Origin of the sequence: Sphingomonas sp. MA1305, assembly GCF_016107325.1 — a bacterium.
In the GTDB taxonomy this organism is placed as follows: domain Bacteria; phylum Pseudomonadota; class Alphaproteobacteria; order Sphingomonadales; family Sphingomonadaceae; genus Sphingomonas.
This window is the reverse complement of record NZ_RCVT01000001.1, coordinates 899,005-924,903: the sequence shown is the minus strand read 5'-3', so window position 1 is coordinate 924,903 and position 25,899 is coordinate 899,005. Positions and strand designations below refer to the sequence as shown.

Genomic DNA, 25,899 nt, shown 5'->3' with positions numbered 1-25,899 from the left:
ACACGGGGTGTGAACCACCCCGCAGCTGGGCCCGCCGCCGTCAGGCGGTGGGAGGGTGAGGACGGGATGGGCCACTGCCCTCACCCGACCTCGCTACGCTCGGCCACCAGTTTCAGGTAAACGGTGCCCCGCACCGTTTAGATCATGCCTGGGGCATGATCGACCTGAAACTCCTGGAGGGAGAGGGTTCAGGCTCAGTCCGCGCGGCGGACATATTCCTGGTTGTACACGTCGACGACGATGCGCGTACCGCTGGCGATATGCGGCGGCACCATGATGCGCACGCCGTTATCGAGGATCGCGGGCTTGTAGCTGGACGAGGCGGTCTGCCCCTTCACCACCGCGTCCGCCTCGACGATCGTCGCCTCGATCGTGTCGGGCAGCTGGACGCTGATCGCTTCCTCGTCATACATTTCCATGACCACGTCCATGCCGTCCTGCAGGAAGGCGGCGGCGTCGCCGAGCAGGTCGCGCGGCAGCGTCACCTGATCGTAGGTATCCTTGTCCATGAAGACCAGGCCGTCGCCCTCGGCGAACAGGAACTGGAAGTCCTTGGTGTCGAGGCGGACGCGCTCGACCGTCTCGGCGGAACGGAAGCGGACGTTGTTCTTGCGGCCGTCGCGCAGGTTCTTCAGCTCGACCTGCATGTAGGCGCCGCCCTTGCCGGGCTGGGTGTGCTGGATCTTGACCGCGCGCCAGATGCCGCCTTCATATTCGATGATATTGCCGGGACGGATGTCCACGCCGCTGATCTTCATGATCTGAACCTACTGGAAAGAGCGAGTGGGCGCGACGTTCCCGTCGGGGTCGCACCCGGAAGGCGGCAGCCTTTACCGCGCGGCCGCCTTTCCGGCAAGCATCGGGTAGGGATCGACATCCTGGCCCTGCCACCAGCCTTCGCCCGGTGCCATCCGCTGCACGCCGAAATGCAGATGGTAATTGCCCGCGCCCGCATCGCCGGTGTCGCCGACGAAGCCGATCGTCTGCCCGGCGCGCACCGCCTGCCCCTCGGCCAGGCCGGGCGCATAGCCGGCGAGGTGGGCATAATAATGGACCCAGCGCGGGTCGGCCGTGCGGACGTAGATGGTCGTGCCGCCGCGGGTCGACTGGAACAGCTTCTCGACCCGCCCGTCCGCCGCGGCGACCACCGGCGTGCCGGAGGCGGCGGGAATGTCCAGACCATGATGTCCGCGTGCCCCGCCTTCCCGCGCATCGCCCCAGCTGTCGTACAAGGCCGCCCGCCGTACCCCCGCGACCGGGATTCGCCAGCTCCCGCCGTTTGCCGCGCCCTGTCGACGCGGCAACAGCCGCTCGATCTTCGTCGTCAGCGTGCGGACGACGGGCGCCCCCTCCTCCGCCGTGCCGAAGCGGGTGGTCGCGACGAAGGCCGCCGCGACGAGCACGATCAGCGCGAGGATCGCCCAGAACAGTCGCGGCATGCGATCAGGCCTGGAACACCGCCTTGGTGCCCGGCTTGATCATCTGCGCCAGCCGCGCGGCATCCCAATTGGTCAGGCGGATACAGCCGTGGCTTTCGGTCCGGCCGATCAGTTCGGGATTGGGCGTGCCGTGGATGCCGTAATGCTCCTTCGACAGGTCGAGCCAGACGACGCCGACCGGGCCGTTCGGACCGGCGGGCAGCATCTCCTTCTTGTCGCCCTTCTTCGCGTCCCAGAACAGCGCCGGATTGTAGTGGAACTTGGGATTATAGTCAGCGCCGTAGATCTTCCAGGTGCCGAGCGGCAACGGGTCGTGGCTCGACCCCATGGTCGCGCTGAACTGCGCGATCAATTTGTCCTGCGCATCGAGCACGCGCAGCACGCCGTCCGACTTGTCGACGACAATGTGATCGGCGACCGGCTGGTTGGCATCGACGTTGAGCATGTTGAGCGTGGCGCGCCAGTGATCGGGCAATTTGGGATCATAGTTGCGCGACGCGGGCAGATCGTTGGGGACGACGATCGCATTGCCGACCTTCAGCCGCGTATCGGGCGAATTGAGCGCGATCAGCGTGGCCTTGGTGGTGTGGAACATCTCCGCCAGCTTTTCCATCGGATCGGCGTAGCCGAGCGTCGGCAGCTGCGCCTGCTTGGCGTAATCCTTGGGCAGCGGACCGACGAACGGCCCTGCCAGCGCCTCCTGCGTCAGCACGAAGCGCGCGGTCGGGCGCTTGGCGCGATAGGGATAGAGCGCCTGCAGCGTGCGCTGGTCGGGCTTGCCGGTGATCGGCAACCCCTTCGCCTCCTGAAAGCCCTTCAGCGCCGCGGTCAGCGACTGGCCGCCCTTGCCGTCGAGCACGCCGGGCCCGAAGCCGAGCGAGTCGAGGATCACCTGGACGTGCAGGATCGACCGGTCGATCGTCGTCGGCTTGGCGGCGGATGCCGGCGCCGCCGGGGCCTGCCCCCGCCCTTCGGTGGCACCGGCGAGCGCGACCAGAGCGGCCGCGGCGGCGAAGGAACGCTTGAACATGCAACCTCCCACATGGATGTGGAAGGGAAACGGCTCAGCGACCCGTTGTTTCCCGGCCGGAATGATCCGCCAGCACTGCGGCAAAGGCCTGCACCGCCGCCGCCTCGTCGCCGTTCCACACCGCGCCGGACACCGCCAGAAAGTCCGCGCCGGCGCGGATCAGCGGCGCGGCATTGGCCGGCGTGATGCCGCCGATCGCAACGCAGGGCAGCTCGAACAGCGCCGACCACCAGGACAGGACCACCGGCTCGGGATGATGCTCGACCTGCTTGGTCGTGGTCGGGTAGAAGCTGCCGAAGGCGACATAATCGGCGCCCGCCTCGCCCGCCTCCATCGCCAGATGGCGACTGTCGTGGCAGGTCACGCCGATCTGCACCGCCGGGCCGAGCAGGCTGCGCGCTTCGCGCGCGTCGCCATCGCCCTGGCCGAGGTGGACGCCGTCGGCGCCGATCCTTTTGGCCAGGCTGACGCTGTCGTTGACGATGAAGGCGACGTCGCGATCGGCGCAGATCCGCTGCAGCGGCTCGGCCAGGCGCGCGGCGCTATGCTGGTCGATGTCCTTGACGCGGAACTGGAAGGCGGCGACCGGCCCGGCGTCGAGCGCCCGCGCCAGCCGGTCCGGGAACGCCCCGCCGACGTCGAGCGGCGAGATCAGGTACAATTGGCAGTCGGGCCGCGACAGGTCGCGCTGGAAAGCGGCGGCGAAATCGGGATCGAGCGGGCCGAGCGGGTCTTCGTCGAGGGTCATGCGGGCGCTGTATCGCGCGATCCCGCGAAACGATAGCCACCCTCACCCTATCGGTCGCTGCGCAACCTCCTCCCTTTCCCGGCGGGAGAGGGAGGGAGGCGCGAAGCGCCGGAAGATTGAGGGCGCGGCGGCCGTTACGCCGCCTCGGCGACCTTGTGAGTCGACGCCTGGTAGATTTCGTCGATCGCCTCGCCCAGCGCCTTGTCGAACTCGGCATCGCTCATGCCGGCGCGCAGATCCTCGAGCAGGGCGCGGCTGAAGCTCGCGATCATGCCGGGGTTCTTGGCCAGTTCGCGGCAGGCGTCGGTGCGGCTGTAGCCGCCCGACAGCGCGACGACGCGCACCACCTTGGGATGGGCGATCAGCGCGTCATAGCTGCCGGGCTTGGCCGGCAGCGACAGCTTGAGCATCACCGTCTTGCCCGCGTCGAGCGCATCCAGCGCCCTGAGCAGTTCGTCTGTGAGGATCGCGTCCGCCTCGGCACGCTCGGCGCTCTTGATGTTCACTTCGGGCTCGATGATCGGCATCAGGCCGCAGGCGATCACCTCTTCGGCGACCTCGAACTGCTGGCGCACCACCGCCGCGATCCCCTCGCGATTGGCGAGATTGACCACCGACCGCTCCTTGGTGCCGAACACGCCCAGCGCGCGCGCCCGGCCGAGCAGATCGGCGAGGCCGGGGATCGGCTTCATCAGCTGGACGCCGTTCGCCTCGTCCTCCAGCCCCTTGTCGATCTTCAGGAACGGCACGACGCCGCGGTCGTGCAGCGCGGCCGGCACCGGCTTGCCATCGGCCTCGCCATCCATCGTCCGCTCGAACAGGATCGCGCCGATCACCTTGTCGCCGGTGAAGGCGGGCGAGGTGATGATGCGGACGCGCATCTGGTGGATCAGGTCGAACATCTCGGCGTCGTTCGACCAGGCGCCGTCCTCGATGCCATAGCCTTTCAGCGCCTTGGGGGTGGACCCGCCCGATTGGTCGAGCGCGGCGATGAAGCCGTCGCCCTTGCCCATTTTCGCGGTCATCGCGGCGGTGTCCATCATCCCCATTCTCCTTTATGCATACGTATGCGTTGCCGTCGTGCGTTAGCCGCGCCGCGGCGGCGCGGCAATCACCGCGTCAGCGCCGCGACGCCGGGCAATTCCTTGCCCTCCATCCACTCGAGGAACGCCCCGCCGGCGGTCGACACGAAGGAGAAATCACCTGCGACGCCCGCCTGGTTGAGCGCCGCGACGGTGTCGCCGCCGCCCGCCACCGACACGAGCGTCCCTTCCTGGGTCAGCGCCGCCGCGGTCCGCGCCAGGCTGACGGTGGCGACGTCGAACGGCGGCGTCTCGAATGCGCCGAGCGGACCGTTCCACACCAGCGTGCGGCAGTTCTTCAGCACGTCGCCCAGCGCCTCGACCGCGCTCGGCCCGACGTCGAGGATCATCTCGTCCGCGGCGACTTCATGCACGTTGACGGTGCGCACCGGCGGGTTGGCCCGGAATTCGGTCGCCACCACGACGTCATAGGGCAGATGGACGGTGCAGTTCGCCGCGTCGGCGGCATCGAGGATCGCCTCGGCCGTGCCGGTCAGATCATGCTCGCACAGCGACTTGCCGACGTTCACGCCGCGCGCGGCGAGGAAGGTGTTGGCCATGCCGCCGCCGATGATCAGATGGTCGACCTTGCCGACCAGATGCTTGAGCACGTCGAGCTTGGTCGACACCTTCGCCCCGCCGACCACCGCGGCGACGGGATGTTCGGGCTTGCCCAGCGCCGTCTCCAGCGCGTCGAGCTCCGCCTCCATCGCCCGCCCCGCAAAGGCCGGCAGCACCCGCGCCAGCCCCTCGGTCGAGGCATGGGCACGGTGCGCGGCCGAAAAGGCATCGTTGACGTAGAGGTCGCCGATCGCGGCGAAGGTCTGCACCGTCTCCGCGTCGTTCTTCTCCTCGCCGGCGAAGAAGCGCGTGTTCTCCAGCACCGCAATGTCGCCCGGCTGCATCTGCGCGACGGCATCCGCCGCGCCGCCCCAATCGACGAAGCGCACCGGCCGGCCGAGCACCTGCGCATAGGGTTTGGTGATCATCGCCAGCGACATGTCGGGATGACGCTGGCCCTTGGGGCGGCCGAAATGCGCCAGCACCAGCACGATCGCGCCGCGATCCGCCAGCTCGGTCACCGTCGCCAGCGTCGCGCGCAGCCGCGTATCGTCGGTCACCTGCCCGTCCGCCATCGGCACGTTCAGATCCTCGCGCACCAGCACGCGCTTGCCCGTGACATCGCCGATATCATCGAGCGTTTTGAATGGCTTGCTCGTCATGTGTTACAGTCCTTGCGAAGGATCGAGAATATGGATGGCATCGCCGACCGCGATCCGTCCGCCGCGCTTGACGCGCGAACAGGCGCCGCCCCGCCAGTCGGGGGTCAGCGCCGCCTTCAGGCCGGTCGCGATCGTCTCCATGCGGCTGCACGGGTCGCATTCGACGGTGATTTCCAGAATGACCTCGGCGCCGATGCCGATCAACGTTCCGGCCGTCTGCGGCAGGTCGAGATGCTCGACGAGCAAATTGGCGCGCCGTTCCTGCCACGGAATCGCGTGGTCCAGCTCGGCCATTGCCGCCGCCCAGTCGCCCGCCTCCATCAGCGTCACCTGGCGCCGGCCGCGCCCGCCGGGCTTGACCGCACCGCGGAAATCGCCGTGCAGGCCGCCGTCGACGGTGACGTCGACATGGTCGACCAATTCCATCGGCGCTTTGGGAAAGGCGTGGCGGGCGATCCCGGCGAGCACGCCCACGGGCTCCTCCGTCATGGCGAGGAGAGAAGCGACGCGGCAATCCAGGGCGTCGCGCGCGGCGCCCTGGATTGCGTCGCTAGGCCCGCCATGACGAGGTCATGCATGGCGGCGTCTTTACAGGAACTTGGCCATCGCGGTCGCGGTGTCGACCATGCGGTTGGAGAAGCCCCATTCATTGTCGTACCAGCTGACCACGCGGACCAGCTTGCCGTCGATCACCGCCGTCTCCAGGCTGTCGACGGTCGACGACTGCGGCGAATGCATCAGGTCGATCGAGACCAGCGGCTCGTCCGAATAGACCAGCACGCCCTTCAGCGGGCCGTCCTCGGCCGCCGCCTTCAGCAGCGCGTTGACCTCGTCCTTGGTGACGTCGCGCGCCGGGGTGAAGGTCAGGTCGACCAGGCTGACGTCGGGCACCGGCACGCGGATCGCCGATCCGTCCAGCTTGCCCTTCAGCTCCGGCAGCACCTCGCCGACCGCGCGCGCGGCGCCGGTCGTCGTCGGGATCATGCTCATCGCCGCGGCGCGCGCCCGGCGCAGGTCCGGGTGGATCTGGTCGAGGATCTTCTGATCGTTGGTGTAGGCATGGACCGTGGTCATCAGGCCGCGCTCGATGCCGATCGCATCGTTCAGCACCTTGGCGACCGGCGCCAGGCAGTTGGTGGTGCACGAGGCGTTGGAGACGATCGTGTGATCGCCGGTCAGCTTGTCGTGATTGACGCCATAGACGACGGTCAGGTCGACGTTCTTGCCCGGCGCGGAGATCAGCACCTTCTTGGCGCCGGCATCGAGGTGCTTTTGGCACGACGCACGGTCGGTGAAGAAGCCGGTGCACTCCAGCACCAGATCGACGCCCAGTTCCTTGTGCGGCAGATTGGCGGGGTCGCGCTCGGCGGTGACGCGGATGCGCTTGCCGTCGATGACCAGGTCGTTGCCTTCGGCGGTGACGGTGCCGGGATATTTGCCGTGCACGCTGTCGCGGCTGAACAGCCAGGCGTTCGACTTGGCATCGGCCAGGTCGTTGATCGCGACCAGTTCCAGCTCATCGCCGCCGCGCTCGATCATCGCGCGCGCGACTAGGCGGCCGATCCGTCCGAAGCCGTTGATCGCAACCTTCACCGTCATCCTGATTCTCCTCGTGGGAATGCAGCGCGATGCCGGGACAACCGGCCGCACCGGACGCGCCCGCCTTTGGGGGGGGCGGGGTGTCGCTGTCAACCGGCGTGCGGCGGCGGCAGACGTCCCGCCCCGGATCGACGCCGCGGCCGGCGCCGGTCTTCGCGCGAATCGAACCGCCTGCCTCCGCCGGACGGTTTGCCCGCTTGCCGCCGCGGCCGCGCGCGCCTACCTCGCCGGCAATGCCCGATGCCCCCACCGCCGTCGATCGTATCGACACCGCCATCGCCCGCATCGAGGCGGCGATCGCCGCGCGCGCCCAGGCCGGTGACGCGCTTGCCCGCCGTCACGCCGCGCTCAAGGCGCGCATGGCGGAAGCGGTCAGTGCGCTCGACGAGGTGATCGCGCGGGGCAACGCCGGCTGATGGCACAGGTCACGCTGGATATCGGCGGCCGTCAGCATACCGTCGCCTGCCGCGACGGCGGCGAGCCGCGGCTGGAGATGCTCGGACGGATGATCGCCGAGCGCTGGCCCGCCGGGCTGCGCGCCGCCGGCAACATTCCGGGCGAGCGGGCGATGCTGTTCGTCGCATTGATGCTGGCCGATGCGCTTGACGAGAGCGAGAATCGCGCGCCGGAAGGATCCGCCGTCAGCGAGGCGACGCTGGCGCGAATCGCCGATCGCCTCGAAAGTCTGGCCGATGCCCTTGAGCATACGCCTCCGAACGCCTAAATCGGTCGGCGGCGGGTACTGCCCGGCACGAGCCTCGATCATCCCTGAGGCTATTCTTCATCCAAGGGGGCTGTCCCTGCCCAGGCCCTGGCCTGACGTACATGGTCCCCACCTGACGTATTGGGCGTCAGTGGATATTCCGGCAAACGACCACGGCGGTCCCGCCACCCGCCCGGTGTTCCGATCATGACCGACAAGCGCATCCTGCGCGGCCATCTACGCGCTGCACGCGACGCCTTCGCGCGCGACGGTGCGGTGACACCCTCCTCCGTCTTCCTCGACCGGCTCGCGCCGGATGTCGTGGTTGCCACCTACATGCCGCTCGGCAGCGAGGCGGATCCCGCCCCCCTCGCCCGCGCCGCGGTCGCCGCCAGCTGCGTGCTCGCCCTGCCGCATGTGGTCGATCGCGCGACGCCGATCCGCTTTCTCACATGGTCGCCGGGCGCGCCGCTCACCACCGGTCCGTTCGGCCTGCGCCAACCCGCGGCAACGGCGCCGGAAGTCGCACCCGACATCATCCTGACGCCGCTGGTCGGCTTCGACCGGCGCGGCAACCGGCTCGGCCAGGGTGCCGGCCATTACGATCGCGCCTTCGCGGCCTATCCGGATGCGTGGCGGATCGGCGTCGCCTGGTCGATGCAGGAGACGGACGGGCTGGTGCCCGATCCCTGGGACGTGCCACTCCACGCCATCGTCACCGAATCGGAATGGATCGTCCCATGACCCCGACCTGGCGCAAGCCCGCCGGCATGTTCGCCATCCTCGCGCTGATCGCGCTCTGGTGCATTCTCGTCACCAGCCTGTCGGGCATGGTCGGCGGCTGGCCCTGGTGGCTGCAGGCGCTCTTCTATCTGGTGACGGGGATCGTCTGGATCGCGCCGCTCAAGCCGCTGCTGCTGTGGATGGAAACCGGCCGCTGGCGATGACGCTGTCCTACAGGCGATTGGGACGGTAGGATCACCCGTCTTTCTCACCCCGTCGGGGAATCGGATTTATCAGATGCCGGGCGCCGCGGCACGGCAGCGTGCATTGCCATCCCTACCGCTCCGCGTGCGACTTTTGAGACTTTCCACGACGCGGCGCGGATGCGACCGTTGCGACGTTCCGTAACGCGTCGTCGGTGCGACCTTCGCGACGTTTCGATCGGGAACGCTTCCATGACGAAGCGTGGCGCGAGTGACGGGGCTCGAACCCGCGACCTCCGGCGTGACAGGCCGGCGCTCTAACCAACTGAGCTACACCCGCGTGACGGCACGCGGCGCTTTGGCGCACTGCATTTCGCGGCTGATCCGGCCATCCGCAAAGGGAATGGCGCGAGTGACGGGGCTCGAACCCGCGACCTCCGGCGTGACAGGCCGGCGCTCTAACCAACTGAGCTACACCCGCTTGGAAGCGTTGAGGCGCGCCGACTAGGCGAACCCCATCGGGGTGTCAACGGCCTATTCTTCGCCGGCCTCGTTTCGCCGGCGACGCGCGCGCTCCTGCTGCACCAGCGTGCCGTGCTCGAACAGGAAACCGGCGATGTCGGGCTTGCCCGCCGCGCCCAGCACGGTCTGGATGATGATCAGCAGCGGCACCGCCAGCAGCGCCCCCGCCGTGCCCCAGACCCAACCCCAGAAGCTCAGCGAGATGAGGATCATCAGCGGGCTGATCGTCAGCCGGTGCCCGACGATCAGCGGGGTGATCGCATTCGCCTCGACCAGGTGGCAGCCGATCATCACCGCGGGCGGCAGCATCGCCACCCAGATGTCGCTGAACACCATCATCCCGCCGACCGCGAGCAGCACCATCGCGATCACCGGCCCGAAATAGGGGATGTAGTTGAGCAGCGTCACGATGCCGCCCCACATCAGGGGGGACGGCATGCCGATGAAGTAGAGCGCGCCGGCAACGACGAGGCCCAGGGTGATGTTGATCGCCGTGATCGTGCCGAGATAGGCCGACACGTCGTCCACCACGTCCTGGATCACGCGCGCCGTCGCCATTGCGCCGTCGAAGCTGGTCCGGCCGGTGATCGTCCGCCGCCGCATCCGCGTCCAGCCGGACAGGAAGAAGAAGACGATCAGCACGCCGAACAGGAACTGGACGATGACCGTCGGCGCCGAGGTCGCCGCCAGTTCCAGGATCGAGCTGGGCGGCGACACCGCGGCGGTCTGCGCCTGGCGCGGCGGGCTGGACGCGATCTGGCGGAACATCCTGTTCACCGACTTCTCGAGCGTCGAATAGAGGTCGAGCAGCGGCGACAGATTGTGCTGGATGCGGCTGATCCGGCTCGGCAGCAGCTGGAAGAAGTCGGTCGCCGGCACGACGATCGCCGCGATCGCGATATTGGCGACGACCAGGAAGACGAACAGGCAGATCAAGGCGGCAAGCGCCGACGGCAGGCCGCGCCGCTCCAGCCATTCGAGCACCGGCACCAGCGCGATCGCGATGACCAGCGAGGCGGTCAGCGGCAGGAAGAATTCGGCGCCCGATTTGAGTGCGAACGGCGTCCCGACGGCAAGGCCGATGCCGGCGATCAGCGTCAATGCGGCGAGCAACCGATCGCGCCGCTGCGCGATCCGCCCGATTTCGTCCGCCCCCGGCACCAGCGGCGCGCCCAGCGCCACTTCGTCTTGCGCGGAAAGGGGAGCGGCGGGCGCTACGGGATCGTCGATCATCACCTTTCGTCTTAGCGCATTTTCGGGGGACGGAAGCGCTCTTCTTCAGCCTGCGCCGCATTCGTACGGAAAAGCCGATATCCTCGCTGCGGCAGATCGCCGCAAAATGCTACTTTCGACGGAAGGTTACTGTTGATCTTACCCACCCAACCGTGGTTAGACGTTCGAATTCGAAGTTGAGGTATGGGATGAGGAGAGATCGCATGGACGGCCGGGGCTTCGATTCCGCGCGGCTGGCGGCGATCGACGCCTTCATCGCCGAACGCTATCTCGACAGCGGCCGCCTGCCGCATGCGCAGCTGCTGATCGCCCGCGACGGCGAGATCGTGCATTTCTCGCATCAGGGCGCAGCCCGCGACGGCGGCGCGACGGTCGACGAAGGGTCGCTGTTCCGCATCGCTTCGATGACCAAGCCGATCACCTCGGTCGCCTTCATGATGCTGGTCGAACAGGGCAAGGTCGCGCTCGACACGCCGGTCCATCACGTTCTGCCGGAATTCCGCGACACCGGCATCTATAACGGTGGCGGCGCCGGCGTGCCCTTCGCCACCCGGCCCGTCGCCGAGCCGATGCGGATGCTCGACCTGCTCCGCCACACCGCCGGCTTCACCTACGGCTTCCAGAACCGCTCGAATGTCGATGCTGCCTATCGCGAGTCGCGGTTGGAGAACTGGCACGGCAACCACGACCTCGACGGCTTCGTCGCCGCGCTCGGCGGATTGCCGCTCGAATTCGCGCCCGGCGAGGGCTGGAACTACTCGGTGGCGACCGACGTGCTCGGCGCCGTGGTCGAGCGCCTGTCCGGCGAGACGCTCGACCGCTTCTTCGAAACGCGGATCTTCGCGCCGCTCGGCATGCACGACACCTTCTTCCAGGTGCCGGCGGACAAGCTCGACCGGCTGACCGACTGCTGGGCGGTCGGACCGGACGGCAATCGCATCCTCTACGACCGCGGCGCGGCGAGCGCGTGGAGCAAGCGCCCGCGCTTGCTGTCGGGCGGTGGCGGGCTGGTATCGACCGCGCTCGACTATCATCGCTTCTGCCGGATGTGCGAGGCGGGCGGCACGCTCGACGGCGCGCGCATCCTTGGCCGCAAGACGCTGGAGCTGATGCGGATGAACCATCTCCCCGGCGGTCGCGATCTCGCCAGCCTGTCACGCTCGCTGTTCAGCGAGACCTACAATGCCGGCGTCGGCTTCGGCCTCGGCTTCGCGGTGACGCAGGACGTCGCCAAGACGATGATCCCCGGATCGCCGGGCGAATATTATTGGGGCGGCATGTTCTCGACCGCCTTCTTCATCGATCCGGTCGAGCGGCTGCACCTCATCTTCATGACCCAGCTCAGCCCCTCGAGCCTCTACCCGATCCGCCGCGAGCTGAAGACGATGCTCTACGCCGCGCTCGACTGATCCCTGACCACAGGAGCCATTCCATGACCTCGCCGATCCGCACCGAACGCCATGACGACGTGCTCGTCATCATCTCCGACAATCCGCCGGTCAACGCGCTCGGCGCCGCGGTCCGCCAGGGCCTGGAAGCGGCGATCAAGGAGGGCGAGGCGGACGATTCGATCGCCGCGATAGTGATCCGCTGCGACGGCCGCACCTTCTTCGCCGGTGCCGACATCACCGAATTCGGCAAGCCGCCGGTCGAGCCGATGCTGCCCGGCGTCGTCGACATGATCGAGGCAAGCAGCAAGCCCGTCGTCGCCGCGATCCACGGCACCGCGCTGGGCGGCGGCTGCGAGGTCGCGCTCGGCTGCCACTATCGGGTCGCCGTGCCCTCTGCGAAGCTCGGCACACCCGAGGTGAAGCTCGGCCTGCTGCCCGGCGCGGGCGGCACGCAGCGGCTGCCGCGCCTCGCCGGCGTGCGGCTGGCGCTGGAGATGACCGCCAAGGGCGACCCGATCTCCGCCAAGCGCGCGCTGGAGGCGGGCCTGATCGACCGGATCGTCGGCGAGGACAGCCTCGCCGCCGACGCCATCGCCTTCGCCGGCGAGATCAAGGCGAAGCGGCCGATCCCGCGCGCGTCCGAGCGCGCGGTGCAGCCCGATCCCGAGGCGGTCGCCGCCTTCCAGAAGGAGAACGCCCGCCGCTTCCGCGGCTTCGATGCGCCCGCCGCCAACATCACCTGCGTCGTCAAGGCCACCGAAGTGCCGTTCGAACAGGGCATCGCCTTCGAACGGCAGGAGTTCATGCGCTTGATGATGGGCTACCAGTCGGCGGCCCAGCGCCACATCTTCTTCGCCGAACGCCAGGCGGCGAAGATCGATGACGTGCCAGCCGACACGCCGCTGCGCCCGATCGCGCGCGTCGGCGTGATCGGCGCCGGCACGATGGGTGGCGGCATCGCCATGAACTTCCTGTCGGCGGGCATCCCCGTGACGATCGTCGAGATGGCGCAGGAGGCGCTCGACCGTGGCGCCGGTGTGATCCGCAAGAATTACGAAGCGACCGCCGCCAAGGGACGGATGAAGCCGGAACAGGTCGACGCCGCGATGGCGGCACTGACCCCGACGCTCGACTTCGACGCACTCGCCGAGTGCGACCTTGTGATCGAGGCGGTGTACGAGAATATGGACGTGAAGAAGGAGATCTTCACGCGGCTGGACGGCATCGCCAAGCCGGGCGCAATCCTCGCCAGCAACACCTCCTATCTCGATATCGATGAGATCGCCGCCTGCACGAAGCGGCCCGAGGACGTGCTCGGCATGCACTTCTTCTCGCCCGCCAATGTGATGAAGCTGCTCGAGGTGGTGCGCGGTGCCAAGACCGCGCCAGACGTGCTCGCCACCGTCATGGCGCTCGCCAAGAAAATCCGGAAGGTCGCCGTGGTCGCCGGCGTCACCTATGGCTTCATCGGCAACCGCATGCTGATGCCGCGGCAGGTCGAGGCCAACAAGCTGCTGCTCGAAGGTGCGACGCCCGAACAGATCGACCGCGTCCACGTCGCCTTCGGCATGCCGATGGGGCCGTTCCAGATGGCCGATCTCGCCGGCGTCGATATCGGCTGGCACCGCGACCCGAACCGGATCGAGAACGTCCGCGACGCGCTGGCTGCCGAGGGCCGTTGGGGTCAGAAGAAGCAAGCCGGCTTCTACGACTATGACGAGAAGCGCAATCCGACCCCCTCGCCCCGCGTCGCCGCGATCATCCAGGAATGGCGCGACAAGACCGGCACGCCGCAGCATGAGGTGACCGACGAGGAGATTGTCGAGCGCACGCTCTATCCAATGGTCAACGAGGGCGCGCTGATCCTGGAGGAGGGTAAGGCGCAGCGGGCGTCGGACGTCGATGTCGTCTGGATCTACGGCTACGGCTGGCCGGTGTACCGCGGCGGCCCGATGTTCTGGGCGAAGACCGAGGGCTACGACAAGGTCGTCGCCGGACTGGAGAAGCACGGCTTCCCTGTCGCGCAGAGCCTGAAAAGCGGCAGCATCAAGTAAGCATCGCGATCGCGCCAGCGATCCGCAGGGAGAGGACATCATGACCGACCTCGATACCTTCCGCACCGAAACCCGCGCCTGGCTGGCGGACAATTGCCCGCCGGAGATGCGCGAGCCGGTGCGCTCCGACAAGGACGTCTGCTGGGGCGGCCGACGCTACGACCCCGCTGCCAACCCGCCGCAGGCGCGCTGGCTGAAGGCGATGGCGGAGCGCGGCTGGACCGTGCCCGACTGGCCCAAGGACTATGGCGGCGGCGGCCTGTCCGCGGCGGAGACCAAGGTGCTGCGCGAGGAGATGGCGGCGATCCGCGCGCGCAACCCGCTCAACTCGTTCGGCATCTCGATGCTCGGGCCGGCGCTGCTCAAATATGGCACCGAGGAACAGAAGCGCGAGCATCTGCCCAAGATCGCGCGCGGCGAGATCCGCTGGTGCCAGGGCTATTCCGAACCCAATGCCGGCAGCGATCTCGCCGGTCTCGCCACCAGCGCGGAGGATGGCGGCGACCATTATATCGTCAACGGCCAGAAGGTGTGGACCAGCTATGCCGACAAGGCCGACTGGATCTTCTGCCTGGTGCGCACCAGCAAAGAATCGAAGCAGGGCGGGATCAGCTTCGTGCTCTTCGACATGGAGACGCCGGGCGTCTCGACCAAGCCGATCCTGCTGATCAGCGGCTATTCGCCGTTCTGCGAGACCTTCATGGACAATGTGAAGGTACCCAAGGCCAATCGCATCCACGACGAGAACAAGGGCTGGGACGTCGCCAAATACCTGCTCGGCCACGAACGCGAGATGATCAGCGGCATGGGTCTCGGCGGCGGCGGGCGCAACCCGCTGGTCGAAGGCGCGATCGCGACGATCGGCCTGGACCACGACGGCCGCCTCGCCGACCCGGTGCTGCGTTCGCAGATCGCGCTGTTCGAGGTACGCGCCAAGGCGTTCGCGGCGATGAGCGAGCGGTTCATCGACGAGCTCAAGGCCGGCCTCGCCCACCCCGCCCAGCCGAGCATGATGAAATATGTCGGCACCGAGCTGAACAAGGATCGCCACGAGCTGATGATGGCGGCCGGCGGTTCGGACGCGCTGGAATGGGAGAGCGAGCGCTCGCGCACCGGCGCGATGCCGCGCGCCTGGCTGCGCACCAAGGCCAATTCGATCGAGGGCGGGACCAGCGAGATCCAGCTCAACATCATTGCCAAGCGTATCCTCGAGCTGCCGGGCGCTTGAACGGACATCTCTCTCCCACCGGGAGAGGGAAAGGGAGCCGCGCAGCGGCGGAAGGGTGAGGGCAGCAGGAACGGCTACCCTGCCCTCACCCGACCCTCTCCCAAAGGGAGAGGGCTAAGGAGACAACCATGCCTCTCTATCTCAACGACGAACAGACGATGCTCCGCGATACCGCCAAGGACTTCGTCGCCGAACATGCGCCCGTCGCGCATCTGCGTGGCCTGCGCGACGCCAACGACCCGACAGGCTTCTCGCGCGACTTGTGGAAGCAGTTCGCCGAAATGGGCTTCACCGGCATCCTGATCGACGAGGCGCACGGCGGCCTCGGCCTCGGCCATGTCGAGGCGGGCGTGGTGCTGGAGGAGATCGGCCGCAACCTCTCCCCCTCGCCTTTCCTGTCGACCGCGGTGGCGGCGGTGGCGGCCTTGCAGGGCAGCGCCCAGGCGGGCGAATGGCTGCCGCGAATCGCGGCCGGAGACGCGATCGCGGCGCTTTCGATCGACGAGGGGCCGAAGCACCGCGATCGGATCACGATGACCGCGGAGCGCGCCGGCAACGGCTTCCGCCTGACCGGTTCGAAGCAATTCGTCACCCACGGCCATGTCGCCGACCTGCTGATCGTCGCCGCCCGTACCGCCGGCGGCGCCGACGATCAGGACGGCGTCACCCTGTTCGCGGTGCCCCGCGACGCGGTGGGGCTGACCGCGACGCCGGAGCGGCTCGCCGATGCCAGTCTCGCAGCGCGCATGACCTTCGAGGGGGTTGAGGTCGATGCCGATGCGGTGATCGGCGAGGTCGATGCCGGACGCGATCCGCTCGGCCGCCTGCTCCGTGCCGGCCGGACCGGCGCCGCGGCGGAACTGGTCGGCGTCGGCGGCGGCGCGATGGACATGACGGTCACCTACCTCAAGGAACGCAAGCAGTTCGGCACCACGATCGGCAGTTTCCAGGCGCTGCAGCATCGTGCCGCACATCTGTACAGCGAGATGGAGGTGGCGCGCGCTGCCGTGCTGAAGGCACAGCAGCTGCTCGACGCGGGCAGCGATCGCGCCGATGAGGCGGTGTCGGTGGCCAAGGCGATGACCGGCATGGCGACGACGCTGTCGGTGCAGGAAGCCATTCAGATGCATGGTGGCATCGGCATGACGGACGAGTATGACGTCGGCTTCTACATGAAGCGGGCGCGGGTGCTCGCGGAGATGTTCGGCGACGTCGGCTTTCACGCCGATCGACTGGCGAGGAATGCGGGATATTGATGGACGAAACGGCCCTCCCACCACAGAAGTCGCCGGAGGAATTGGCGGCGATGCTGGTGACGCTGCTCGATGTCGAGGAGATCGACACCGACCTGTACCGCGGCGCACGCCAGCCCGGTGGCCGCGGCCGGGTGTTCGGCGGGCAGGTGATCGCCCAGGCGCTGCAGGCGGCGCAGCGGTCGGTGGTCGGCAAGGAGGCACATTCGCTCCACGCCTATTTCATGCGGCCGGGTGACGAGGATTTCCCGATCATCTTCCGCGTGATCCGCGATTTCGAGGGGCGCAGCTTCGCGACCCGGCGCGTCGTTGCCCTGCAAAAGGGCCAGCCGATCCTCAATCTCGCCGCCTCCTTCCAATTGCCGGAGGACGGCTTCCACCATCAGAACGCGATGCCTAACGTGCCGCCGCCGGAGGAACTGAAGTCCGAGCGTGAGTTGCGGCTGGCGGTGGCGGATCAGGTGCCGGAGAAGATCCGCGCCTTCTTCCTGCGGCGGCAGAATGCGATCGAGATGCGGCCGCTCTATCCGCGCAGCTGGTTCCAGCCGGTCAAGCGCGAGCCGACCAACGCCGCCTGGTTCCGCGTCGCCGCGCCGATCGGCGACGACCCGCAGCTGCACCGCGCTGCCCTCGCCTATGCGTCGGACATGGCGCTGATGGCGACGGCGATGATGCCGCACGGCGTCAACTGGCTGATGCCGGAGATGCAATGCGCGAGCCTCGACCACGCGCTGTGGCTGCACGAGCCGTTCCGTGCCGACGACTGGCTGCTCTACACCACCGACAGCCCCTGGGCGGGCCACGCCCGCGGCATGAACCGCGGCAGCATCTTCACCCGCGACGGTCGGCTGGTGGCGAGCGTCGCGCAGGAAGGGCTGATGCGGCAGCGCGTCCGCGACTGAGGCCGCTTAGTCGGGCGGGGGCAGCGGCGTCGGCGTCGGATCTATTCGCTCCGGCGCACCCGGTTTGGACATGACATAGCGGACACGGTCGACACAGCCGATATAGCCGGCCTGCGACGGCGGCAGCGATGCGTTGCGGATCATGGCCATCGCCGCATCGCCGAACTCCCCGGTCGGCTCGGCCGAGAGCACGCGGACGTTGCCCGTCTCACCCCAGGGGGCGACATCGTAAGCGATCATCGCCCAGCCCTCGATGCTGCGCCGCCGATACCGGCCCGGGTAGGTGAGTTGCGGTGCGCGTACCCAGCCATGCTTGGACGGGCAGGTCGCACCCGCCGGGCGGACCGCCTCTTCTTCGGGCGGGATCGGCGCGGGCAGCGTCGCCGGCGCCTTGAAATAAGGGAACAGGCAGCCGGTCCGCGCGCCGGCGACGAACCGGCTGCGCTGCACCGCCTGTCGCGCGGCGGCGTCAAGCGCTGGCTGGCTGCTGCCCGTGACGGTGCGGACCGCGACCGGCTTGCCGTTGCGCTCGATGTCGAAGCCGACCATCGACCAGGCGAGCGCGCCGCGCTGCTCCGGCAATTTGGCGAAATCCGGGTAAGCGCGCAGCAGCACGTCCGGCGTCGGATCGTAGCAAGTCGCACCTGCCGGCCGGATGCGGCGCCAGACCGCCTCGGTCGGCGTTGCACTGGGGAAGACCGAATAGGCGCGGACATCGTCGACCGGCGCCGCCGACAGGGGGCTGCGGCTGTCGGTGAACGTCACCGTGCAGCGTTCGCGCGCCGCGCCCGCGGCGAAGCGCGATGCCGCAAAGGCGGGCATGACGTCCTGCGCATCGGCGACATAGCCTGTGCTCTCGCGGCGGAGCGACAGCGGTCGGCCCTGGTCATCGATGCGAAACGTGAGCGTCAGCGTACGCTGCAGGCCGGTGCTGCCCGCCCAGGTCAGGGTGCGGCCGGGATCGACCGGCTGAGTCATCGCCGCGGTCGCCATGCTGCCGTCCGCCGCCGCGCACAGCACGGGGCTGCGGGTCCAGCGGACCAGATATTGCTGCGGCGGATCGACGGCGATCATCGCGGGCGGCGGCACCTGCGCGGCGGCCAGGGCGATAGCGGATGAGGCCAGGGCGATCATCTGGCCATCCTGATCCGCTCCTGTGACGGCTGCAAGTCAGACCGCCGTTTTGCCGTATTCCTGGCGGGTGACGGGGTGGCTGGACGACAGGCCGCCGTCGACGACGAGGGCATGGCCGTTGACGTAGCTCGCAGCGTCGGAGGCGAGGAAGGCGATCGCCTCCGCCAGCTCCTCCGGCCGGCCACCGCGCCGCAGGGGGTTGAGCCGGCCGAGCCGGTCCGCCTTCCCCGCCTCGCGGGCATAGTCGAAGGTCGGCTGGGTCATGCCTGTCTCGGTCAGGCCGGGGCAGACGGCGTTGACCCGCACGTTGCTGCCCGACAGCTGCTGCGCGGCGACCTGCGCCAGGTTGATGACGCCAGCCTTGGACGCCGAATAGGCGGGCGAGCCGGCGCCGGAGCGCAGGCCGGCGACGCTGGCGGTCAGCACGATCGCGCCGCCGCCCCGTGCCGCGATGCGGGGAGCGGCGTGCTTCACGGCAAGGAAGGGGCCGATCAGATTGACCCGCAGCACCTCGCTGATCAGCGCCACGTCGGTGTCGAACAGATTGGCGAGACCGCCGGAGATGCCGGCATTGGCGACCATCACGTCGAGTCCGCCGAACCGGTCGCAGGCGAGTGCCACGATGCGCTCGACATCCTTCTCCGCCCCCGCATCGCCCCGAACCGCGATCGCCGAGCCGCCGGCATCGGCGATCATTGCCGCCGTCTCCTCCGCCCCGTCGCTGAGGTCGGCGACGACGACGCGCGCGCCCTCGGCGGCGAACAGGCGGGCGGCGGCGCGACCGATGCCGGAGCCGGCGCCGGTGACGATCACCGACTTGCCGTCGAAGCGCGCCATCAGATCGTCACCCCGCCGTCGACGACCAGCGCCTGGCCGGTCATGTAGCGGCTGGCGTCGGCGGCGAGGTAGACGATCGTCCCGGCGATATCGATTGGCTCGCCGAGCCGGCGCAGCGGCGTGTGGCGACTCGACCGCTCCTCCGCCTGCGGCGTGTCCCAGAGGGCGCGGGCGAAGTCGGTCTTGATCAGGCCGGGCGCGACGCAATTCACCCGGACGTTGTCGGGGCCGTATTCGACCGCATAGTTGCGGGCGAGCTGGAAGTCGGCGGCCTTGGAGACATTGTATGCGCCGATCACGTCCGAGCCGCGCAGGCCGCCAATCGACGAGACGATGATGATCGAGCCGTCGCGGCGCTCGCGCATCTCCGGCGCGACCATCTGGATCAGCCAGTGGTTGGACAGGATGTTGTTGTCGAGGATCTTGCGGAACTGGTCGTCGGCGATGCCGGCAAGCGGGCCGTAATAGGGGTTGGAGGCAGCGTTGCAGACCAGCACGTCGATCCGGCCCCATGCGGCGCGGGTCTGCTCGACCAGCGCCTGCAGCGCCGCCTTGTCGGAGATGCTGGCGGCGATCGCCAGCGCGCGGCCGGGGCCGAACTCCGCCTCGATCTCGGCGGCGACCGCCTCGCAGGCGTCCTGCTTACGGCTGGAGATGACCACCCTGGCGCCATGGCGGGCGAGCTCGATGGCGCTGGCCTTGCCGATGCCGCGGCTGGAGCCGGTGACGATGGCGACCTTGCCGGTCAGGTCGAACAACATGGAACCCCTCCTTCAATCTTCGCAATCTTCGCGCATAGAGCGAGGCTACCGACCTCGCACATGATCGTAGAAGTCGCCGCTAAGCCCCGGCCTTTTGAGCAAAGTGCCAGGATGCAGCCGCGAGACGGTAGACCTGCGCCGCGGAGCGCTCCGCCTGGGCGCTGGACGCGGTGCCGTCGACGATGCGCTTCTTGATACCCTGGACGATGCCGGTGAGGCGGAACAGATTATACGCGAAATACCAGTTGAGGTCGGGCACGCCGTCGCGGCCCGTCGCGGCGCAATAGCGTTCGACGATCGCCTCGATCGGCGGGATGCCGGTCGCCGGGCCGGTCATGCCCTTGACCCCGGAGCGCCCCTCCGGCTCCGTGACCCAGCTCATCAGGAAATAGGAGAAATCGGCGAGCGGATCGCCGAGCGTCGACAATTCCCAGTCGAGCACCGCCCGCACGCGCGGCTCGGCGGCGTCGAAGATCATATTGTCGATGCGATAGTCGCCGTGGACAATCGAGGTGCGCGTCTGTTCGGGCACGGTGCGCGGCAGCCAGTCGATCAGCCGGTCGACGTCGGGCATCACCTCCGTCTCGCTGGCGCGATACTGGCGCGTCCAGCGTTCGACCTGACGCGCGAAATAATTGCCGGGTTTGCCGTAATCGCCGAGACCAGCGACCTGATAATCGGTGGTATGGAGCGCCGCCAGCGTGTCGACCATCGCATGGTAGAGGCCGGTGCGCTGCTCGGGCGCGTAGCCGGGCAAGGTGCCGTCCCACAGGTTGCGACCATCGACCATCGCCATGACGTAGAAGACCGCGCCGATGACGCCCTCGTCCTCGCACAATCCATAGGGGCGCGCGACCGGAAAGCCGGTCGGATGGAGGCCGGCGATCAGCCGATATTCGCGGTCGACCGCATGGGCGGAGGGCAGCAGCGGCCCGAACGGCTTGCGGCGCAGGACATAGGCACCCGACGGGCTGTCGAGCCGGTAAGTCGGGTTGGACTGGCCGCCGGCGAATTTCGCGTAGCTGAGCGGGCCGCGGAAGCCGGCGACGTTCGCCGTCATCCAGTCGGCGAGCCGGTCGAGGTCGAGGCGGTCCTTGTCCGCGACGGGAATGGTCTGGGGGGCGTCGGTCATGGAATAATCCCGTCCGTGCTCCTGCGGACGCAGGAGCCCAGGGTTGTCAAGCGTCCCCCTTTTGGCTCTGGGCTCCTGCGTCCGCAGGAGCACGCGGCGGCGGACCTCATTCGAACACGATCACGCTGCGCGTGGTGTCGCCGCGGCGCAGTTCGTCGAAGGCGTGGTTGATCCGGTCCAGCGGCATCCGGTCGGCGATGATCGTGTCGAGGTCGAGCAGGCCGCGCTGGTAGAAGTCAACCAGCCGCGGGATGTCGACGGGAAAGCGGTTGTAGCCCATGAAGCCGCCCTGCAGCGTCTTGCCCGACAACAGGTCGAGCGCCGACAGGCCGACGCTCTCGTTCGGCGGCAGCATGCCGAGGATCGTCGCGGTGCCGCCGCGGCGCAGCACCTTGACCGCGGTCGCCGCGGATTGCGGCCGACCGACCGCCTCGATCGCATGGTGCACGCCGCCGCGGGTGATCGCCACCACCTCGTCGGCGGCGGTGTCGCTGGCGGCGTCGATCGTGTGGGTGGCACCCAATTTCTCAGCGAGGCCGCGCTTCTCGGCGACGGGATCGAGCGCGATGATCTTGCCCGCGCCGGCGATCCGCGCGGCATTGACCGCAGCGAGGCCGATCCCGCCGCAGCCGACGACGCAGACCGTCTCGCCCGGCGTCACGTCGGCGGCGTTGAACACCGCCCCTGCCCCGGTCGTCACCGCACAGCCGATCAGCGCGGCCCGATCGAGCGGCATGTCGCGGTCGATCGCGACGCAGGCATGGTCGTGGACCAGCATCATCTCCGCATAAGCGGACAGGTTGAGCATCTGCGCGATGGGACGCCCATTCGGCCCCACGCCGAGCCTGAGTCGCGGCGGCGCCGAGCGCGGCCGGCGGACGCTGCTGTCGACGCACAGCACCATCCGGCCGGTGACGCAGAATTCGCACTGACCACAGAAGGCGGAGAGGCAGGTGACGACATGGTCGCCGACCTTGACCGTGCGCACCTCCTCGCCGACCGCCTCGACGATCCCCGCCGCCTCATGGCCGGGGATCGTCGGCATCGGGTGCGGATAGACCCCGTCGACGAAATGCAGGTCGGACCGGCAGACGCCGACGGCGGCGACGCGGATCAGCACTTCGTGCGGACCGGGCGCGTCGATGGTGACATCCTCGATCACCAGCGGCGTCTTGGCTTCGTAGAGGACGGCGGCTTTCATGTCAGATATCCCCCTGCGTCATCCCGGCGAACGCCGGGACCCATGGATGCGATCGGCGACTGATCCGCGCCACATCGATGGCAGTGTGTCCATGGGTCCCGGCGCTCGCCGGGATGACGAAGAGAGAACTCACCGTCCCGGCCGCTCCAGCGCGATATCGGCATATTTACCGAATTCGGCGCGGGCGATGGCGCGGTTGTGGACCTCGTCGGGACCGTCGGCGAAGCGCAGGGTCCGCATCGCCGCCCAGGCGTGGGCGAGTTCGAAATCGCCCGACACGCCGGCGCCGCCATGCGCCTGGATCGCATCGTCGAGGATCTGCAGCGCCATGTTCGGCGCCTGTACCTTGATCATCGCGATCTCGAGCTGCGCCGCCTTGTTGCCGGCCTTGTCCATCATGTCGGCGGCCTTGAGGCAGAGCAGCCGGGTCATCTCGATGTCGATGCGCGCGCGTGCGATCCGCTGCTCCCAGACCGACTGGTCGGCGATCCTCTTGCCGAAGGCGACGCGGGTGAGCAGCCGCTTCGCCATCGCCTCGATCGCCGTCTCGGCGACGCCGATCGTGCGCATGCAATGATGGATGCGGCCGGGGCCGAGCCGCCCCTGCGCGATCTCGAACCCGCGCCCCTCGCCGAGTAGCATGTTGGACGCCGGCACACGGACGTTGTCGAGCCGCACCTGGCCGTGGCCGTGCGGTGCGTGGTCATAGCCATAGACGGTGAGCATCCGCTCGATCGTCACGCCCGGCGCGTCCATCGGCACCAGGATCATGCTCTGCTGGGCGTGGCGCTTCGCCTCGGGATCGGTCTTGCCCATGACGATCGCGACGCGGCAGCGCGGATCGCCGACCCCGCTCGACCACCATTTGGTACCGGAAATGACGTAATCGTCGCCATCGCGGATCATCCGCGTCTCGATATTGGTCGCGTCCGACGAGGCGACCGCCGGCTCGGTCATCAGAAAGGCGGAGCGGATGTCGCCGTGCATCAGCGGCGCGAGCCATTCGTCCTTCTGCGCGCGCGTGCCGTAGCGGAGCAGCACTTCCATGTTGCCCGTGTCGGGCGCCGAGCAGTTGAAGCATTCCGACGCCCAGCCGACCTTGCCCATCTCCTCGGCGCACAGTGCATATTCGAGGTTGCTGAGCTGCGTGCCCTCGAATTCGAACGTGTCGTCGACCGGCGGCTGGCCGGAATGCGGCGGCATGAAGAAATTCCACAGCCCCGCCGCCTTGGCGCGCGCCTTCACCTCCTCGATGACCGGGATCACCTTCCAGCGTTCGCCGTCATGCTCCTGCGCATCGTATTCGGCCTGGCGCGGGCGGATCTCGGCATCGATGAAGGCACGTACCCGGTCGCGGAACACGGTCTCGCGCGCACTCAGGGTGAAGTCCATACAGGCTCCTCTCGAAGGGCGTTCTACGCCATACCCTTTTTTCGGTAAAGCATCGGCAGCGGCAGGCAAGAGCCAATTTGCCCTGCGTTCCGCAGGGTGAAGGCGAACGATCAAAAAATGCTGTTTCTTCGAAAGCGCGATTGATACAAGGGCGTGATGAACCAGGCGGGGACGGCGGCCGATGCGGCCGCAGCGACGATCGGCGGCGACGAGGAACAGGGCACGAAGCGATTCCGCGCCAAGCGCGACGCGATCCTGGCCGCCGCTGCGGAAGCGATCAACGAACAAAGCGCCAAGGGCATGACCTTCGCCGACGTCGCCCGCCGCGTCGGCCTGAACACGACCAGCGTCACTTATTATTTCAAGCGCAAGGAGGATCTGGCCGCCGCCGCCTTCGAGCATACGCTCGATCAGTTGCTGGCAATGCTCGACACCGCCGCGGCGGAGCCGGACGCCGAGGCGCGCGTCCGCCGCTTCCTGGCGCTCAACATGGCGCGGCTGGCACGGGTGCAGCGCGGCGAGGACCGCGCCATGGCGGTGCTGTCCGACCTACGCGCGACGGAGGAGCCGAACCGCAGCCGGCTGATGACTGGCTGGCGCGAGGTGTTCCGACGGACCCGCGCGCTCTGGGGCCCGGCGCCGAGCCGCGCGCACACCGACCTGCACGGCGCACGGGCACATGTGCTGCTCGAGAACATCTTCTGGCTGCCGGCCTGGCTGACCCGCTACGAACCCGACCAATACGACCGGGTCGAGATGCGGCTGATGGACGTGTTCGCGCACGGCATCGCCGGCGCGCGGTCGCTCTGGTCGCCGCAGCCGATCGACCTTGAACATGCCGAGACCGAGCCGGGGCGTGCCGCCTTTTTGCTGGCGGCGACGCGGCTGATCAACCAGCTCGGCTATCGCGGCGCCTCCGTGCAGCGGATCGCCGCGGAGCTCAACGTCACCAAGGGCAGCTTCTACCATCATCTCGACGCCAAGGACGATCTGGTCACCGCTTGCTATCAACGCAGCTTCGACACGATCTCCGACTGCCAGCGGCTCGCCGACGCGCACGGCGGCAGCCAATGGCAGCGGTTGGTCAGCGTCATCGCCACCCTGCTCGACGTGCAGTTCGCCGAGCGCGCGCCGCTGCTGCGCACCACTGCGCTGAGCGGACTGCCGGCCGACGTGCGCACCGCGATGGTCGATCGGTCCAACCGGATCGCGCGCCGCTTCGCCGGTACGATGATGGACGGCATCGCCGAAGGATCGATCCGCGCGGTCGACGCACTGATCGCGGCGCAGGCGCTGATGGCGCTGCAGAATGCGGCCTTCGACATGCGCAAATGGGCGGGCACGATGCCGCGCGAGCGGGCCATCGCCATCTACGCCTCGACCCTGCTGTTCGGCATGTTCGACGACCGGGCGATCGGCTGAACCGGACGCCGCCGCGGTATACCGTGTCCCGTTCGGTCGAATTTTTTACAGGATAGGGTGCGGATGTTGTCCTTCGGCATCGTCTCCACGGCAAGGGACGGGAACATCACCGGGCCCGTCTAGCTTCAGCCGAGAAGGGATCGATGGCCGAACCGATCAAGCCCCCCGCCGCCCAGTTCCTCCGCGACGACGTGATCCGCGGTGGCATGGACCTGTTGCTGTTTGCGCACAAATCACACCTGCGCCACGCCGATGGCGAACTCGGCGCACTGGGCCTGGGGCGGGCGCATCACCGCTGTCTCTATTTCATCGGCCGACGCCCCGACCTGTCGGTCGGCGAACTGCTGTCGCTGCTCGGCGTCACCAAACAATCTTTGGGCCGGGTGCTCGGCGCCTTGGTCGAGCGCGAACTGGTCGCGCAGCGGACCGGCGACACCGATCGTCGCCAGCGGCTGCTGCGCCTGACCCCTGCGGGCGAGGCGCTGGAGCAGCGGCTGTTCAGCGGGTTGCACGGCAACATGAGCCGCGCCTATGCCGCCTCCGGCGAGGATGCGGTCACCGGCTATTGGACGATGATGCAGAATCTGATGAGCGACGAGGCGCAGCGCCAATTCGCCGACTTCCATGCTGCGCCGGTGCGCGGCCGCGAGGCGATGGCGCAATAGCCGCCGCCCCGTGCACGGCACG

The 25,899-nt window shown here is 68.2% G+C and carries 26 protein-coding genes and 2 tRNA genes; 11 read left to right on the top strand and 17 right to left on the bottom strand.

What is annotated here, in order from left to right; translation table 11 throughout:
• Window positions 1-194: 194 nt before the first annotated feature.
• The 8 genes from efp to gap all read right to left on the bottom strand — a co-directional run bounded on the left by efp (window position 195) and on the right by gap (window position 7,121).
• Window positions 195-758 carry an elongation factor P gene (gene efp, locus D9601_RS04765; protein WP_198352735.1) on the bottom strand — a complete coding sequence of 188 codons (564 nt, stop codon included), beginning with the start codon at window positions 756-758 and terminating at the stop codon, window positions 195-197.
• Between the two features lie 72 nt (window positions 759-830).
• Window positions 831-1,439, bottom strand: a complete 609-nt coding sequence (locus D9601_RS04760; RefSeq protein WP_198352734.1) for a M23 family metallopeptidase — start codon at window positions 1,437-1,439, stop codon at window positions 831-833.
• 4 nt (window positions 1,440-1,443) lie between these two features.
• A complete protein-coding gene (locus D9601_RS04755) occupies window positions 1,444-2,469 on the bottom strand; it encodes a L,D-transpeptidase family protein (protein ID WP_198352733.1) in 1,026 nt (341 codons plus the stop codon).
• Between the two features lie 34 nt (window positions 2,470-2,503).
• Window positions 2,504-3,217, bottom strand: coding sequence for a thiamine phosphate synthase (thiE, locus tag D9601_RS04750; protein WP_198352732.1), 714 nt, complete (start codon window positions 3,215-3,217; stop codon window positions 2,504-2,506).
• Between the two features lie 134 nt (window positions 3,218-3,351).
• A complete protein-coding gene (locus tag D9601_RS04745) occupies window positions 3,352-4,257 on the bottom strand; it encodes a fructose bisphosphate aldolase (RefSeq protein ID WP_198353384.1) in 906 nt (301 codons plus the stop codon).
• A gap of 71 nt (window positions 4,258-4,328) precedes the next feature.
• Window positions 4,329-5,522 carry a phosphoglycerate kinase gene (locus D9601_RS04740; protein ID WP_198352731.1) on the bottom strand — a complete coding sequence of 398 codons (1,194 nt, stop codon included), beginning with the start codon at window positions 5,520-5,522 and terminating at the stop codon, window positions 4,329-4,331.
• Between the two features lie 3 nt (window positions 5,523-5,525).
• On the bottom strand, window positions 5,526-6,011 hold the full coding sequence (locus tag D9601_RS04735) for an MOSC domain-containing protein (protein ID WP_198352730.1): 486 nt from the start codon (window positions 6,009-6,011) through the stop codon (window positions 5,526-5,528).
• Between the two features lie 99 nt (window positions 6,012-6,110).
• Entirely contained in the window at window positions 6,111-7,121 is a 1,011-nt protein-coding gene (gene gap, locus D9601_RS04730) for a type I glyceraldehyde-3-phosphate dehydrogenase (protein ID WP_198352729.1), read from the bottom strand.
• Window positions 7,122-7,354: 233 nt separating this feature from the next.
• Here gap and D9601_RS04725 point away from each other — a divergent pair, with 233 nt between their 5' ends.
• The 4 genes from D9601_RS04725 (at window position 7,355) to D9601_RS04710 (ending at window position 8,771) form a co-directional block, all read left to right on the top strand.
• A complete protein-coding gene (locus D9601_RS04725) occupies window positions 7,355-7,537 on the top strand; it encodes a hypothetical protein (RefSeq protein ID WP_198352728.1) in 183 nt (60 codons plus the stop codon).
• A complete protein-coding gene (locus tag D9601_RS04720) occupies window positions 7,537-7,845 on the top strand; it encodes a cell division protein ZapA (protein WP_198352727.1) in 309 nt (102 codons plus the stop codon). Before D9601_RS04725 ends, D9601_RS04720 begins: the two co-directional genes overlap by 1 nt.
• Before the next feature lie 186 nt (window positions 7,846-8,031).
• Window positions 8,032-8,568, top strand: coding sequence for a 5-formyltetrahydrofolate cyclo-ligase (locus D9601_RS04715; RefSeq protein WP_198352726.1), 537 nt, complete (start codon window positions 8,032-8,034; stop codon window positions 8,566-8,568).
• Window positions 8,565-8,771 (top strand): DUF2842 domain-containing protein, encoded by a 207-nt coding sequence (locus tag D9601_RS04710; protein WP_198352725.1) that lies wholly within the window; start codon window positions 8,565-8,567, stop codon window positions 8,769-8,771. Before D9601_RS04715 ends, D9601_RS04710 begins: the two co-directional genes overlap by 4 nt.
• A 242-nt stretch (window positions 8,772-9,013) precedes the next feature.
• Here D9601_RS04710 and D9601_RS04705 read toward each other — a convergent pair.
• The 3 genes from D9601_RS04705 to D9601_RS04695 all read right to left on the bottom strand — a co-directional run bounded on the left by D9601_RS04705 (window position 9,014) and on the right by D9601_RS04695 (window position 10,505).
• Window positions 9,014-9,090 (bottom strand) — tRNA-Asp (locus D9601_RS04705).
• A 64-nt stretch (window positions 9,091-9,154) separates the two neighbouring features.
• Window positions 9,155-9,231: transfer RNA gene (locus D9601_RS04700), tRNA-Asp, on the bottom strand.
• 53 nt (window positions 9,232-9,284) lie between these two features.
• Window positions 9,285-10,505 (bottom strand): AI-2E family transporter, encoded by a 1,221-nt coding sequence (locus D9601_RS04695; protein ID WP_198352724.1) that lies wholly within the window; start codon window positions 10,503-10,505, stop codon window positions 9,285-9,287.
• A gap of 203 nt (window positions 10,506-10,708) precedes the next feature.
• Here D9601_RS04695 and D9601_RS04690 point away from each other — a divergent pair, with 203 nt between their 5' ends.
• The 5 genes from D9601_RS04690 to D9601_RS04670 all read left to right on the top strand — a co-directional run bounded on the left by D9601_RS04690 (window position 10,709) and on the right by D9601_RS04670 (window position 17,333).
• Window positions 10,709-11,914 carry a serine hydrolase domain-containing protein gene (locus D9601_RS04690; RefSeq protein WP_232473816.1) on the top strand — a complete coding sequence of 402 codons (1,206 nt, stop codon included), beginning with the start codon at window positions 10,709-10,711 and terminating at the stop codon, window positions 11,912-11,914.
• 23 nt (window positions 11,915-11,937) lie between these two features.
• A complete protein-coding gene (locus D9601_RS04685; RefSeq protein ID WP_198352722.1) occupies window positions 11,938-13,950 on the top strand; it encodes a 3-hydroxyacyl-CoA dehydrogenase NAD-binding domain-containing protein in 2,013 nt (670 codons plus the stop codon).
• Window positions 13,951-13,987: 37 nt separating this feature from the next.
• Window positions 13,988-15,178 carry an acyl-CoA dehydrogenase family protein gene (locus tag D9601_RS04680; protein ID WP_198353383.1) on the top strand — a complete coding sequence of 397 codons (1,191 nt, stop codon included), beginning with the start codon at window positions 13,988-13,990 and terminating at the stop codon, window positions 15,176-15,178.
• A 128-nt stretch (window positions 15,179-15,306) separates the two neighbouring features.
• Window positions 15,307-16,434 (top strand): acyl-CoA dehydrogenase family protein, encoded by a 1,128-nt coding sequence (locus D9601_RS04675; RefSeq protein WP_198352721.1) that lies wholly within the window; start codon window positions 15,307-15,309, stop codon window positions 16,432-16,434.
• Window positions 16,434-17,333, top strand: coding sequence for an acyl-CoA thioesterase (locus tag D9601_RS04670; RefSeq protein ID WP_198352720.1), 900 nt, complete (start codon window positions 16,434-16,436; stop codon window positions 17,331-17,333). Before D9601_RS04675 ends, D9601_RS04670 begins: the two co-directional genes overlap by 1 nt.
• 6 nt (window positions 17,334-17,339) lie before the next feature.
• On the opposite strand, the gene D9601_RS04665 is transcribed toward D9601_RS04670, so the two are convergent.
• The 6 genes from D9601_RS04665 to D9601_RS04640 all read right to left on the bottom strand — a co-directional run bounded on the left by D9601_RS04665 (window position 17,340) and on the right by D9601_RS04640 (window position 23,790).
• Window positions 17,340-18,467 (bottom strand): TonB family protein, encoded by a 1,128-nt coding sequence (locus tag D9601_RS04665; RefSeq protein ID WP_232473814.1) that lies wholly within the window; start codon window positions 18,465-18,467, stop codon window positions 17,340-17,342.
• 36 nt (window positions 18,468-18,503) lie between these two features.
• A complete protein-coding gene (locus D9601_RS04660) occupies window positions 18,504-19,304 on the bottom strand; it encodes an SDR family NAD(P)-dependent oxidoreductase (protein WP_198352719.1) in 801 nt (266 codons plus the stop codon).
• Window positions 19,304-20,065: an SDR family oxidoreductase gene (locus D9601_RS04655; protein ID WP_198352718.1), complete on the bottom strand. Its 762-nt coding sequence runs from the start codon at window positions 20,063-20,065 to the stop codon at window positions 19,304-19,306. The genes D9601_RS04660 and D9601_RS04655 overlap by 1 nt, the downstream gene beginning before the upstream one ends.
• 79 nt (window positions 20,066-20,144) lie before the next feature.
• Entirely contained in the window at window positions 20,145-21,197 is a 1,053-nt protein-coding gene (locus tag D9601_RS04650) for a phosphotransferase family protein (protein ID WP_198352717.1), read from the bottom strand.
• Between the two features lie 106 nt (window positions 21,198-21,303).
• Window positions 21,304-22,398 carry a Zn-dependent alcohol dehydrogenase gene (locus D9601_RS04645; RefSeq protein ID WP_198352716.1) on the bottom strand — a complete coding sequence of 365 codons (1,095 nt, stop codon included), beginning with the start codon at window positions 22,396-22,398 and terminating at the stop codon, window positions 21,304-21,306.
• 129 nt (window positions 22,399-22,527) lie between these two features.
• On the bottom strand, window positions 22,528-23,790 hold the full coding sequence (locus tag D9601_RS04640) for an acyl-CoA dehydrogenase family protein (protein WP_198352715.1): 1,263 nt from the start codon (window positions 23,788-23,790) through the stop codon (window positions 22,528-22,530).
• Window positions 23,791-23,946: 156 nt separating this feature from the next.
• Here D9601_RS04640 and D9601_RS04635 point away from each other — a divergent pair, with 156 nt between their 5' ends.
• Window positions 23,947-25,212 (top strand): TetR/AcrR family transcriptional regulator, encoded by a 1,266-nt coding sequence (locus D9601_RS04635; RefSeq protein ID WP_198352714.1) that lies wholly within the window; start codon window positions 23,947-23,949, stop codon window positions 25,210-25,212.
• Window positions 25,213-25,355: 143 nt separating this feature from the next.
• The gene (locus D9601_RS04630) at window positions 25,356-25,877 is read left to right on the top strand and encodes a MarR family winged helix-turn-helix transcriptional regulator (RefSeq protein ID WP_198352713.1); all 522 of its coding nucleotides are present in this window, start codon (window positions 25,356-25,358) and stop codon (window positions 25,875-25,877) included.
• Window positions 25,878-25,899 lie beyond the last annotated feature (22 nt).